This window comes from Blastococcus sp. SYSU DS0616 (assembly GCF_054051015.1).
In genome coordinates, this window is record NZ_JBJHAJ010000022.1 from 60,546 (window position 1) to 73,635 (window position 13,090).

A 13,090-nucleotide genomic window follows, 5' to 3' on the forward strand; every position below is an offset into this window, starting at 1 on the left:
CTCCACGCTAGCGAGCCGACGCACCGCCCGTCAGGTCGACGTCCCCCGGTCGGGTCGGGTCGCGGCGGCGTCGAGCTCGCCGGCGTAGCGGCGCACCGCCTCCCGCAGCGCGTCCTCCACGTCCCACCCGCGCGCCTCGGCCGCGGCGACGACGGCCAGCAGCCGCTCGCCGAGCGCCTCCGGGCTCGCGTCGGCCAGCTCGGCCGGCTCGGGCGTGGGGAGCCCCGCCCGACCGGCCCGGCGCACCAGGGCCGCGCCCCACGACGCCGCGGGCTGCGAGCGGGAGACGCCCTCGGTGGGCGAGCGGCGCTGCTTCTCGGCCTTCTTGATCTCCTCCCAGCCGGCCTCCACCTGGGCGACATCGCGCGGCCCGGCGTCGCCGAACACGTGCGGGTGCCGGCGGACCAGCTTGTCGACCAGGTCACCGGCGACGTCGTCGACGTCGAAGCGCCGCTGCTCCCCCGCCTCGGCGGCGACGCGGGCGTGGAAGACCACCTGCAGCAGCACGTCGCCGAGCTCCTCGCGCATGGCGGCCGGGTCGTCGTCGACGATCGCGTCGTAGGCCTCGTGCGCCTCCTCGAGCAGGTACCCGCGCAGCGACGCGTGCGTCTGCTCGGCGTCCCACGGGCACCCGCCGGGCGAGCGCAGCCGGTCCATGACCGCGACGACGTCCAGCAGCCGCACCCCGGCGGGCTCCGGGGCTGCGGCGACGAGCTCCGCACCGGGGACCGGTTCCCCGGCGGGGACCAGCAGGACGACGTCGCCGGCCAGGGCGCCGGCGGCGGCGAGGTCGGGCACCTCGGCGACGGCCAGCCCGTCGGCGCGCAGCACCGCAGCGGTGCCGGCTGCCCCGGGCAGGGCAGCCAGCGGGCGCCCCGAGGAGACCGCCCGCCACCCGGCGGGGCTCAGCAGGCCGGGCAGGCGGGGGCTGACGGGGACGGCGAGCGCGACGGGCACCGGCTCAGTCTGCCGAAGCAGCCGCCGGCGCATCGTCGAGGAGGTCGACCACCCCGCTCTGGGCGGGCAGCAGCCGACCCTCCTCGTAGGTCCCGTAGCGGGGGTTGACCGCGATGTCGAGGTCGGCCCGCACCTCGTCGAGCAGCGGCCGGACCGAGGCCTCCGCCTGCTCGCCGGCCTCCTCGACCAGTTGCGGCCGCAGCTCCTCGAAGGACGGGTAGACGGTGCCGGCGCGGAAGGCGACGACGACCCCGCCCGTCTCGGGCACCGGGACCGCGACCGCCGTCCCCGGTTCGGCGGTGACCAGCGGCGCGCTCAGCGCGGGCGGCAGCTCGTCGGCGGCCCGGCGTCCGAGCTCCGGCAGCGTGTACGGGCCGGCGAACCGCGCGGCCACCGCGGCGTAGCGGGCCGGGTCGGCGGTCAGCTCCGCGATGACGGCGGTGGCGGTGGCCTGGTCCGGCACGGTGACGTAGCCGAACTCGATCTGGCCCAGCTCCTCGCGGACCTCCTGGTACCGGGCCCGCAGGGCAGCCTCGTCCAGCGGGTCCGCCGTCCCTTCGGCGGCGGCGATCTCCTGGCGCACCAGCTGCTGGCGCACGCTCTCCCGGACGTCCGCCCGGCCGATGCCCTGCTCGGCGAGCCGCGCGTAGACGGCCTCGGGGTCGTCGTCGCCCAGCAGCTCCTCGATCCGGCGGGTCACCTCGGCGTCGGTGACCTGCACCCCGTAGCGCTCGGCCGCGGCGTCGTGCACCTCGCCCTCGACGAGCAGGCCCAGCACCCGGCGGGTGAGCTGCTCCTCACGCCCCTGCGCGGTGGCGGCCACACCGGCGTCGGCGAGCCGGTCGGCGACCTCCGCCTCGAGCTCGGCGACGCCGATCCGCTCCTCGCCCACGTAGGCGGCGACGTCCGGTGCCGACCGGCAACCGGTCAGGGCGAGGACGGCCAGGGACACGGCGGCACACGACCGGGCGGCGCGGTGGATCAGCACGCCGGGAGACTCCCACGAAAAGGACCCTGCTGCCCCCACGCCTCGCACGCTCGGCGCGGCCCCCTGCAGCAGGGCCGTGGCAGCGCCCGCTACGCCGCGACCGGGGCCCCGAGGACGGCGGTCAGCGTGGCGTGCAGGTTCTCCAGCAGGGCGACGTCGCGCAGCGGCGTGCGGCGGTCGGGGCCGACCGGCACCTTGAGCGAGATGGTCCGCACGGCCGCCTTGTAGGAGGCGCCGTCGGCCAGGCGGGCCAGCCGCATCTGCTTGGACTCCGGCAGGTCCACCGGGCCGACCCGGATGGTGCGGCCCTGCAGCGAGACCTCGGTGATGCCGAGTTCCCGCATAGCCACCCGGAAGCGGGCCACGGCCAGCAGGTTGAGCACCGGCGCCGGCGGGGCGCCGTACCGGTCGGTGAGCTCGTCGAGCACCGCCTGCGCCTGCGCCTCGTCCTGGATGGACGCGACCTTGCGGTAGGCCTCCATGCGCAGCCGCTCGCCGGGCACGTAGTCGTGCGGCAGGTGTGCGTCGACCGGCAGGTCAACCCGCACCTCCACCGGCTCGGCGGGCGCCTCCTCACCGGTCACCTGCGCCCGGTAGTCGGCCACCGCCTCGCCGACCAGCCGCACGTACAGGTCGAAGCCGACGCCGGCGATGTGCCCGGACTGCTCGCCGCCGAGCAGGTTGCCCGAGCCGCGGATCTCCAGGTCCTTCATCGCCACCGCCATGCCGGCGCCGAGGTCGGTGTTGTTCGCGATGGTGGTCAGCCGGTCGACCGAGGTCTCGGTGAGCGTGCGGGTGGGGTCGTAGGTGAAGTAGGCGTAGGCCCGCTCCCGCCCACGGCCGACCCGGCCGCGGATCTGGTGCAACTGGGAGAGCCCGAACGTGTCCGCCCGGTCGACGATCAGGGTGTTGGCGTTCGGGATGTCCAGGCCGGACTCGACGATCGTCGTCGCGACCAGGACGTCGTACTCCTTCTCCCAGAAGCCGACCATGATCCGCTCGAGCTCGTGCTCCTTCATCTGCCCGTGGCCGACGGCGATGCGGGCCTCGGGCACCAGGTGGCGGATCTTCGCGGCGGCCTTGTCGATCGACTGCACCCGGTTGTGGATCACGAAGACCTGGCCGTCGCGCAGCAGCTCCCGGCGGATCGCCGCCGCCATCTGCTTGTCGTTCCACGCGCCCACGTAGGTGAGCACGGGGTGCCGCTCCTCGGGCGGGGTGAGGATCGTCGACATCTCGCGGATGCCGGTGAGGCTCATCTCCAGGGTGCGCGGGATCGGGGTGGCCGACATCGACAGGACGTCGACCGCCGTCCGCATCGTCTTCAGGTACTCCTTGTGCTCGACGCCGAAGCGCTGCTCCTCGTCGACGATGACCAGCCCGAGGTCCTTCCACCGGGTGGTCGGCTGCAGCAGCCGGTGGGTGCCGACCAGGATGTCGATCTCGCCGGCGGCCAGCTGCCGGAGGATCTCGGTGGTCTCGCGGTCGGACTGGAACCGGGAGAGCACCTTCACCGTCACCGGGAACTGTGCGACCCGCTCGGAGAAGGTCTTGAAGTGCTGGTTGGCCAGCAGCGTCGTCGGCACCAGGACGGCGACCTGCTTGCCGTCCTGCACCGCCTTGAACGCGGCCCGGATCGCGATCTCGGTCTTCCCGTAGCCGACGTCGCCGCAGATGATCCGGTCCATCGGCACCGTCTGCTGCATGTCGGCCTTGACCTCGTCGATCGCGGCCAGCTGGTCGGGGGTCTCCTGGAAGGGGAAGGCGTCCTCCAGCTCGCGCTGCCAGACCGTGTCGGGCCCGAAGGCGTGGCCCTGGGTCGCCATGCGCGCGGAGTACAGCCGGATCAGCTCGCCGGCGATCTGCTTGACCGCCTTGCGGGCCTGGCTCTTGGTCTTCTGCCAGTCGGCGCCGCCGAGCTTGGACAGCGCCGGCGACTCCCCGCCGACGTAGCGGGTCAGCTGGTCGAGGGCGTCGGTGGGCACGAACAGCCGGTCCGGCGGCTGGTTCCGCCGCGACGGCGCGTACTCGACGATCAGGTAGTCGCGCTGGCCGCCGTTGACGGTGCGGCTGATCATCTCGATGTAGCGGCCGACGCCGTGCTGCTCGTGCACCACGAGGTCGCCCGGCTGCAGCTGCACCAGGTCGACGGCGTTGCGCCGGCGGGCGGGCATCTTCACCGCGTCGCGCATCGTCGTGCCGCGCTGGCCGGTCAGGTCGTGCTCGGTGACCAGCGCCAGCCCGACGCCCGGGAAGGCGAACCCGGCCTCGAGGTTGCCCTGGGTGACGTGGGTCAGCCCGGGGTCGGGGGCGGTGGCCAGGTCGGGCACCAGCCGGACGCCGAGCTCGGCCTCGGTGAGCTGGTCGGCGGCTCGCTGCGCGGGGCCGGGGCCGGCGAAGGTGACGACGACCCGCCACCCGTCGCGGTGCCAGCCCCGCATGCGCTCGACGGCGGCGCCCTGGTCGCCGTGGAAGCGCTCGACGGGTGTGGCGTCGAGGGTCACCTGCCGCTCGTCGTCCTCGGCCTGCAGGGTGAAGGCGCCGGTGGTCCACCAGGGCAGGCCGCGGCCGCGGGCCGCGGCCTCGACGTCGGCGAGGTCCCGGAAGGAGGACGCGCCCAGGTCCAGCGGCGCCTCCCCCGCCTCGGCGGCGGTCGCCCACGAGGCGGCGAGGAACTCCTCCGCGGTGCGCACCAGGTCGGCCGCCCGGCTGCGCACCCGCTCGGGGTCGCAGACCAGGACGTGCGTGCCCGCGGGCACCAGGTCGGTGAGCAGCTGCATGGCCGCGTCGCCGATGAGGGCGGGGGTCAGCGACTCCATGCCCTCCACGGCGATGCCCTCGGCGAGCTTCCCCAGGACCTCGATCAGGCCGGGGTGCTCGACCGCCAGCGCGGCGGCACGGGCGCGCACCTCCTCGGTGAGCAGCAGCTCGCGGCACGGCGGGGCCCACAGCCGCTCGGGGCGCTCGTCCAGCGACCGCTGGTCGGCGGCGGAGAAGTACCGCAGCTCGTCGACCTCGTCGCCCCAGAACTCCACGCGCACCGGATGCGGCTCGGTGGGCGGGAAGACGTCGAGGAGGCCACCGCGGACGGCGAACTCGCCGCGCTTCTCGACCAGCTCCACGCGCGTGTAGGCGGCGTCGGAGAGCGCCTGGGCGATGTCGTCCAGCTCGGCCGAGTCCCCGGGCTTCAGCTCGACCGGCACCAGGTCACCGAGCCCGGGGGCCAGCGGCTGGAGCACGCTGCGGACCGGGGCGACGAGGACGTCGATCGCACCGTTCTCCCCCGGGTGCGTGAGGTCCCGCAGCACGGCCAGCCGCCGGCCGACGGTGTCCGCGCGCGGGCTGAGCCGCTCGTGGGGCAGCGTCTCCCAGGCCGGGAAGACCTCCACCCGGCGGCCCGGGACGAAGCAGCGCAGCAGGTCGGCGGCCGCGTCGGCGTCGCGCTCCCCCGCGGTGACGACGAGGACGGGCACGCCGGCGCCCGGCGCCGGTGCGGCGAGGGCGCCCGCCACCAGCGGCTGCACCGTCGGTGGTGCGGTGACGGCGAGCTCGGCGCTCCCGGCGGAGGCGACCACGCGGGCCATGCCGGGGTCGGTGAGGACGACGTCGAGCACGCCGCGCAGGGTCACGCTTCTTCTTCTCCTGAGGTTGTCCGGCCTCGCACGGACCGCCGAGTGCGGCCGGGGCCGCTCCCCAGGCTAGACGGCACCCCCGACAGGCGCCGCCCCGCTCAGGAGGTGCGGGCGCGGGCCACCCGGCCCACCGGCTGCTCCGCCTCGATGGCCGCCAGCGCCTTGCGCAGGATCGTGCTGGAGGTGTGCATCGTGTACGGGAAGTAGTGCACCCGGACGCCGACCTCGGCGAAGTCGCGCTCGAGCTTCAGGCCCTTGGTGGTGCCCCGCCAGTCGTCGCCCTTGAAGAGGACGTCGAACCCGACCTCGCGCCAGGTGTCGATCTTGTCGGGGACCACCTCGGCGTGCACGGCGTCGACGAACCGCAGGCTGCCGACGATCTCCATGCGCTCGGCCAGCGGGATGACCGGGGCCCGACCCTTGGTCTGCAGCAGCATCTCGTCGGAGACGACGCCGGCGATCAGCCGGTCGCAGTGGTCGGCCGCGTGCCGGAGGATGTTCAGGTGCCCGACGTGGAACAGGTCGTAGGCCCCTGGCGCGTAGCCGATCACCGTCATGCGATCCCCCGATCGTCCGTCCGGCGCGCGTCATCGGCGGCTGCCGGTCACATTGCGTGACAGAGAGCTCATCGAATATCGCGGTGAGCTGCTGCCGAGCCCCGACGCTAGCCCGATGGAGGTGACGCATTGTGAGTTCCGGAGGGGGGTTCACCCCATCGGGCGCCGTGCCTGGCGGCCGTCGGCCGGCCGGTGCCCCCATGGGGTGATCCGGACCGGTCGTCCCCTGTCCCGGCCTGCCGCCCGAACCTAACGTCGGCCCGGACAGACGACCCGGACGGCCGGAGTCCGCCCCCGGCCACCGGCGTGCGGCGCCGGCACGGTGAGGAGCGACCGACGTGGAACTGCACGACTACCTCGCTGCACTGCGCAGGCGGTGGCCGGTCTGGGTGGGGACCACGGTGCTGGGCGCCCTGCTGGGCACGTTGGTCCTCGTCCTGACGCCCTCGACCTACCAGGCCACGGCCCAGGTGTTCGCGTCGGTCTCGCCCTCGATCCCGAACAGCGCCTCGTTCATCAACCAGCGGATCAAGAGCTATCCCGACGTCGTCATCAGCGAGGCCGTGCTGGGCCCGGTCGCCGACCAGCTGGAGCTGGCCGAGAGCGTCCGCGAGCTGCGGGCCAGTATCTCGGCGACCAACCCGCGGGACACCTCGCAGGTCGAGATCGCCGTGCGGGGCGGTGATCCGGCACGTGCGGCGGCGATCGCCAACGCCGTGGCCGCGCAGTTCACCGAGGTGGTCGAGGAACTGGAGACGCCGTCGTCCGGCAACCGGCCCGTCGAGCTCACCGTCACCGACCCCGCGAACGCGCCGGTCGCCCCGGTGGCCCCGGTGGCCTCCCACCTGGTCGGGCTCGGACTGGTCGTCGGCCTGTTCCTCGGGCTGGCCGGCGCGATCGTCCGCGACCGGCTCGACGACACCGTGCACACGGCCGAGGACGCCGCACGCGCCTGGCCGGGGGACGGCACGGTGGAGGTGCTCGCACCGCTGACCGGCCGCGCCCGGCGCAGCGCTCTGACCGGACGGCCCGCCGTGCTCCTCGCCCGCCGCCTGGAAGCCGCCGCCGAGGAAGGACCGGTGCACGTGCTGCTGCTCTGCCCGGCGCCCACCGAGGCTCTGGCGCCGCTGGAGTTCGCCGAGGACGTCGCCGCGGTGCTCCGCGGCCGCGGCATGTCCGTAGCGGTCGGCTACTCCGCCGGGGGTGGGGAGGACGCACGGGTCCGGCTCGAGGTGGCCGACCCGATGGCGCCGCTGCGGGAGTGGCGGGAAGCCACCGAACGCTCCGACGACGTCGTCCTGGCCATCCCGGCCGGTCAGGTGGCTCGCGCGGAGCTGCGTGAGCTGCGGCGCATCCTCGGCCACGTCGGGCTCCACCCGCTCGCCATCGCCCTCATCGACCACCGCACCCGGTCGGCGCCCGACGGCCCGCCCTCCGCCGAGGTCCGCGCCGTGCCGCCCCGCGGCGCCTCACCGACGGAGGCTGCGACCGTCACGGCGGTCACCGCCGGCGCCGCGGCGCCCGGGGCACCGGCCCCGCGCCCGCCGCAGCGGTGAGCGACCCCTGGCCGCTACCGCTCGCCGGTCCGGCCGGCCGCCTGGTCATCGCGCTCCTGCTGCTCACCGGCACGGTGGGCTGGCGGCGGGGCCAGTACTTCGCCGGCTCGCTGGACCCCGTGGTCGTCGGCAAGGCGCTCGTCATCGTGGTGGCCCTGGCACTGGCGGTGCTCGCGGCGGGGAGCAGTCCGCGTCGACCTCTGGGCACCGGGACGGTGTGGGTGCTCGCGGCCGTCCTCACCGGCTCGGTCTTCGGCGCGTTCACGGCCGGCTCGTTCCTGGTCGGCGCGACGGTCGCCGTCCGGGTGGCGATGCTCGGGCTCACGGTCGTCTTCCTGCTCCGCTCCGCATCGGTCGAGGAGGTCATCACCGCGCTGGGCCAGGCCTGCGGCATCGTGGCGCTCGCCGCGACGGTCACCGGGCTGCCCACCGCCGCCACCGGACGGCTGGCAGGCGGGATCCCACCGCTGACCCCCAACGAGCTGGCCCTGCTGGCCGGCATCGTGGCCCTCGTGGCCGCGTGGCACGTGGTCCTCGGGAAGGCTGGTCCGGGCAGCGCCGTCGCCGCCGCGGCCGCGCTGGCCGTGGTCTGGGCGACCGGCTCTCGGACCGGGCTGCTGATGCTGATGCTCGGCCTCGTGGTGGTGGCGCTGCACCTCCGGCGGGCACCGGTCGGGCTGGTGGTGGGCGGGCTGCTGCTGGCCGCGGTCGGCACGGTCGTGGCGGTCGCCACAGGCGCGCTGGGCGCGTTCGCGACCCGCGACGGAACCGGCATCAGCACCCTCGAGTCCCGCTTCATCGCCTGGGATGCAGCGGACACGTGGGCGGACACGCTGTGGCAGCGCTTGTTCGGCGGTGGGCTGTCGGTGAAGGTGATCGAGGTGAGGGGCCAGTGGTGGGACCAGCAGCCCTTGGACAGCAGCTGGGTCTCGGCGCTCGTGCAGGGCGGGCTGCTCGGCGTCGCCCTCTCCGCCGGTTGGGTGTTGTGGGTGCTGCGTGGTGCCCTGCGGGCCCCGCGGGCGCACCGGGCGCTGTTCCTGGGGCTGCTGGCGTTCCTCCTCGGCCGGAGCCCGGTCGAGAGCGGCCTGTTCGACGCAACGCCGGCCTTTCTCTGCTTCATGGCGGTGTCCCTGCTGGTCGAAGGCGGATCCCGGCACCGGCTGAGGGATGACCCGGCGGGCGTGCCGGTGCGACGGACGGAGGTGGCGGCCCGGTGAGAGTGCTGCTCGACGCGTACTGGTGGGTGGCGGGTCAACCGTCGGGACGACGGGTCGTGGACTCGCTGGTCCGCACCTGGCCGGCGGTCTACCCCGAGGACGAGCTCACCGTGGCCGTGCCGCGCCGACACCTGGAACAGGCGCGCGAACTCGTGGGCGATGCGCCCGTCAGGGTGGTCCCGGTGCACCGCTCACCTCACGGGATCAGCGTGCTGACCGAGCTGGGGACGGCCGCCGACGCAGATGTCGTGCTCGCCCAGAACTTCACCCCGTTGCGGAGCCGGGCGCTGCGCGCCACCTTCATCCACGACCTGATGTTCGACGACCACCCCGAGTTCTTCACCCGTGTCGAGCGGGCCTACTTCGCCGGGATGCCGTGGTCGGCCCGGCGCGCCGACCTCGTGCTGACGTCGACGCGGGCAGAAGCCGACCGCATCGCCCGCGTCCGGCCTGCGCTGGCCGGCAAGGTCGTGCCGGTGGGACTGAGCTTCCCGGAGTCGCTCCGCAGCCGCCGGGCCGCCGACCCGGGGCTGGGCCTGACGCCGGGGAGCTTCCTGCTGTGCGTGGGCCGGCTCAACGTGCGCAAGAACGTGGGCCGGCTCGTCCACGCCGTTCTCAGCGAGGGCCTGGTCAGCGCCGAGCGACCGCTGGTCGTGGTCGGCGAACCCGACGGGAAGGCCGTCGGAGTGCTTTCGGACGATCCCCGGATCCGCTTCGTCGGCGGTGTGGACGACGGCGCACTGGCCTGGCTCTACGAGAACTGCCGACTCTTCGTCTTCCCGTCTCTCGACGAGGGGTTCGGCTTGCCGCTTGTCGAGGCTGCCCTCGCCGGCGCCCCCGTGGTGCTCAGCGACATCCCGGCTTTCCGTGAGCTGGCGCCGACCGCGACCTTCGCCGACCCTCGCAACCCCGAGGCGCTGGCGGCCGCGGTGCGGACCGAGCTGACCGGCCCGCCGAGCCAGAGCCCGATGGTGCACGTACCGACGTGGCCGGAGGTCGTCGGCCGCATCCGCGCCGCGGTGGTGCAGCGGCTCGCGCTGCGCTGACCGTCGACGGGGGCGCGCCCCGTCGTCCCGCCGAGGTCGTCGGGAGCCGGTGGCGACCGCGCCGGCCGGTTGATCAGCCGGCCGGCGTGACCGCCGTCCCGAGGACGGCGGGCGCGAGATCCGACACCACGTACTTGATCTTTCCGCCGGTGAACGGTAGGTGGTCGACGTACTCCGTGGTGACCTGCACCTCGTCCTCGATGCGCCGGCGGAGCCCCTCGACGGCCGCCTCGACGTGCCGTGCGCTGTCGGGGCCCGGACCGAGGACGACCCGGACGACGATCGAGTAGTCGGCACGCTGGTGGATCTGGAAGAGCCGCACGCTGTCCGGGTGATTGCTGAACATGGCCATCAGGCGGTGGTTCAGCGATCGGCCGCTCGGCAGCCGCAGCACGTCGGTGGATCGGCCGTCGGGCTGGCGCATCATCGGCAGCGTGACCCCGCAGGCGCACGGCTCGCCGGTCAGCGCCCCACGGTCCCCGAGGCGGTAGCGGATGAGCGGGAACACCCGGTTGGTCAGGTCGGTGAGCACGAGGTGCCCGACCTCCCCGGGCGGAAGGGGGCGGCCCTCGTCGTCGACCACCTCGATGAGGCGCACGTCGGCGAAGGTGTGGAGGCCGTTGCGTTCCCGGCACTCGCCGGCCATCCAGCCGAACTCCGATCCGCGGTACTCGTCGTACACGGGGGCATCGAAGGAGGACTCCAGCCGGCGGCGGGCCGACGAGGTGAGAGGCGCCGCGGTCGTCGCGACCGCCGTCAGCGGGGGCACGCGCAGGCCCGATTGCTCGAGGAAGTCGGCGAACTCGAGCATCGACCCGACGTACCCCTCGAGGAGCGCCGGGCGCGTCGCCCAGAGCCGGCGGTGGAAGGTGTGCATCGATTCGGGGCTCAGGAGCGCGGCGTCCAGGTAGGTCTGACGGCTGGGCCACCACAGGAGGTCGTTCTTCAGTGCGTCCAGCCGGCCGAAACCCCACCGCGCCACCCGCGCGAGGTTGTCCCACGGCTGGACGCCCCACCAGGAGTACATCCGCCAGGCCAGCGCCAGCGACGGAACCCGGGCGTCGTGCTTGGTCTGGAGCGGCTGCCCCGTGCTGCCGCCGGTCAGCGCCTCGCGGACGGTGCCGCGACGGGCCTCCGTGGACAGGAAGCCGGCGGAGTTCTCCTTGACGGTCGTCCGGTCGAGGATCGGGAGCGCCTCCCAGTCGTCCCAGCTCCGGACGGCGGAGACGTCGACCCCGTGGCGGGCGTAGAAGGACGGGTAGAACGTGGTGGCCTCGGTGGCCCACCGCAGCTGCCGCGTTGCGCGTTGCCACTGCAGGTCGCGCAGGGCCTCCGGTGCCAGGGTCTGGTGCTCCATCAGCTCGTGGAGGAAGGCGCCGCTGCGCCGGCGGACGGTGGCGGACTTGGCCCGGAAGGCTGGCCCCGCGAGCACCGAGCCCAGAGGCCGGCTCCCGCGTTCCCTGTCAGTGCGCACGACGACCTTCTCCTTGAGCGACGGGGGCGCTCCGGAGAGAGCGCCTGCTCAAGTCTTCGGCACGGCCGGGCACGCCGACAGACCTCCCGGCCCGAAAGGGTGAGGGCCACCCGCGCCACCTCCGCGCGGCCCGCGAGGCCGCGTCGTCACGCCCGCGCCGGGTCGGGCGTGGGTGCGGCCTCCTCGCTGGCGGTCGGCACCAGCAGCGAGCGCCGGAGGACGACCGCGGCGAGGGCCGGGCCGACGGCCAGCGCCAGCGGAGCCCAGACCTCGCCGCCGTCGAGACGGATGACCAGCAGCGCGGCGATGACCAGCGAGGCCAGCTCCCAGGTCCGCGTCGCCAGTACCCGGCGCTGCCCGCCGTGCACCATGGCCAGGCAGCCGTACGGGAGCGCCACGGCGGCGGTCATCGCGTACCCGGTCCAGGCCACCACAGCCGCTGCGGGGACCGGGTAGCTGCCGTCGGTCACCAGGTCGCCCAGCCAGGGGAGCAGCAGCAGCCCCAGCCCGCCCAGCACCGCCGTCCCGAGGGTGAGGAGGGCGGCGGCCCGGTCGGCGACCCGGAGGCCGACCGGCAGCCCGCGGTGCCGCAACCGCGCGAACTGCGGCAGCAGGAACGACCCCAGGCCCGCGACCACGAGCAGCGTCGGTGCCGTGTAGACCCGGGCGATCTCCACCGGGCCGTACGCGGCCGCGCCGACCACGGCGATGAGCAGGATGCGCAACAGCGTGAGCGAAGCCGGCCGGATGGTCTGCGTCATGGCCGACCACACGCCGAAGGAGCCGACGGCACGCAGCGCCGGACGCCGCCACGGCCCGCGCGGGCGTTCGCCGGCCGGCAGGCACCACCAGGCCACGAGCGCCCCGCCGCTCTGCCCGATGAGGACCGCGACGACGAACGCCGCGAGAGAGATGTCGCCGGTGAGGCCGGCGAGGGCGAGCACGCCGACCGACAGGACCAGGCTGGTCAGATCCACGGCGGGGAGGGACCAGAAGCGCCCGGCCGCCATCAGCAGCCGGCGGAGGGTGTCCTCGGCGATGAAGGCCGCGCAGGCCGCGCCGGCCACCGGAACGGCCCACGGAGGGACGGCCTGGCTCCAGCCGGCCGCCAGCACACCGACGGCCCCGACGGCGAGGCCGATCAGGACGGTCCACACGTGCAGGCCGGCCCTGACCCGCGGCTCCTGGCGATCCAGGATGGTCAGGCCGGTACCCACCAGGCCGCTGCTGACCGCCGTCGCGAGCACGAGCCCCCCATAGCTCAGGGAGAACGTCGCCAGCCCGGCGGCACCGAGCTCACGGGCGGCGGCGACCTGGAGCACCAGCCCCGCGAGCGCTGCGGTGGCCTGCCCGGCCAGGGCGCCGCTGACCGGACGCCGAAGCAGTTCTCGCACCCCCGTCACGGTGGAATCCTCTCCGAGGTCGTGTGCTGCTCGGCGCGGACGGCGCCGTCCGTCACCCGGACGGGGTGACGGACGGCTCCGGGCTCGCGGTCAGTCCAGCGCGGTCACCGTGATCCCGCCGAACCGCACCGCGGTGGCCGCGGTGCTGCTGCCCGGCCGGTGCGCGGTCAGACCCACCGAACCGGCCACCTGCAGACCGGCGGTGTCATCGGTCCAGGTCATCGCCGGCCCGGCCGGCTCCGCCGTCCCCGCCGCCCACA

At 74.6% G+C, this 13,090-nt stretch carries 9 protein-coding genes; 3 read left to right on the forward strand and 6 right to left on the reverse strand.

Annotated elements, in window-relative coordinates:
• Positions 1 to 30 precede the first annotated feature (30 nt).
• The 4 genes from ACI79K_RS15915 to ACI79K_RS15930 form a co-directional block, all read right to left on the reverse strand.
• Positions 31 to 957: a MazG family protein gene (locus tag ACI79K_RS15915; RefSeq protein ID WP_456590533.1), complete on the reverse strand. Its 927-nt coding sequence runs from the start codon at positions 955 to 957 to the stop codon at positions 31 to 33.
• 4 nt (positions 958 to 961) lie between these two features.
• Positions 962 to 1,945 carry a SurA N-terminal domain-containing protein gene (locus ACI79K_RS15920; RefSeq protein WP_456600165.1) on the reverse strand — a complete coding sequence of 328 codons (984 nt, stop codon included), beginning with the start codon at positions 1,943 to 1,945 and terminating at the stop codon, positions 962 to 964.
• An 89-nt stretch (positions 1,946 to 2,034) separates the two neighbouring features.
• Entirely contained in the window at positions 2,035 to 5,574 is a 3,540-nt protein-coding gene (gene mfd / locus ACI79K_RS15925) for a transcription-repair coupling factor (protein WP_456600166.1), read from the reverse strand.
• Between the two features lie 101 nt (positions 5,575 to 5,675).
• The gene (locus ACI79K_RS15930) at positions 5,676 to 6,134 is read right to left on the reverse strand and encodes an adenylyltransferase/cytidyltransferase family protein (RefSeq protein ID WP_456598072.1); all 459 of its coding nucleotides are present in this window, start codon (positions 6,132 to 6,134) and stop codon (positions 5,676 to 5,678) included.
• A gap of 338 nt (positions 6,135 to 6,472) precedes the next feature.
• Between ACI79K_RS15930 and ACI79K_RS15935 the strand changes: the two genes are divergently transcribed.
• Genes ACI79K_RS15935 through ACI79K_RS15945 form a run of 3 tightly spaced genes read left to right on the forward strand, consistent with a single transcriptional unit; the run spans position 6,473 to position 9,953 of the window.
• Positions 6,473 to 7,690 (forward strand): YveK family protein, encoded by a 1,218-nt coding sequence (locus tag ACI79K_RS15935; protein WP_456600167.1) that lies wholly within the window; start codon positions 6,473 to 6,475, stop codon positions 7,688 to 7,690.
• Positions 7,687 to 8,907 carry a hypothetical protein gene (locus ACI79K_RS15940; RefSeq protein WP_456600168.1) on the forward strand — a complete coding sequence of 407 codons (1,221 nt, stop codon included), beginning with the start codon at positions 7,687 to 7,689 and terminating at the stop codon, positions 8,905 to 8,907. The genes ACI79K_RS15935 and ACI79K_RS15940 overlap by 4 nt, the downstream gene beginning before the upstream one ends.
• Positions 8,904 to 9,953 carry a glycosyltransferase family 4 protein gene (locus ACI79K_RS15945; protein WP_456600169.1) on the forward strand — a complete coding sequence of 350 codons (1,050 nt, stop codon included), beginning with the start codon at positions 8,904 to 8,906 and terminating at the stop codon, positions 9,951 to 9,953. Before ACI79K_RS15940 ends, ACI79K_RS15945 begins: the two co-directional genes overlap by 4 nt.
• A 73-nt stretch (positions 9,954 to 10,026) precedes the next feature.
• On the opposite strand, the gene ACI79K_RS15950 is transcribed toward ACI79K_RS15945, so the two are convergent.
• Both ACI79K_RS15950 and ACI79K_RS15955 read right to left on the reverse strand, forming a co-directional pair.
• The gene (locus tag ACI79K_RS15950; protein ID WP_456600170.1) at positions 10,027 to 11,427 is read right to left on the reverse strand and encodes a phenylacetate--CoA ligase family protein; all 1,401 of its coding nucleotides are present in this window, start codon (positions 11,425 to 11,427) and stop codon (positions 10,027 to 10,029) included.
• A gap of 146 nt (positions 11,428 to 11,573) precedes the next feature.
• Positions 11,574 to 12,821, reverse strand: a complete 1,248-nt coding sequence (locus tag ACI79K_RS15955) for a hypothetical protein (protein ID WP_456600171.1) — start codon at positions 12,819 to 12,821, stop codon at positions 11,574 to 11,576.
• Positions 12,822 to 13,090 lie beyond the last annotated feature (269 nt).

Coding starts and splice junctions, on each gene's coding strand:
- ACI79K_RS15930 (WP_456598072.1), bottom strand. CDS start 6,134: ATGACGGTGATCGGCTACGCGCCAGGGGCCTACGACCTGTTCCACGTC.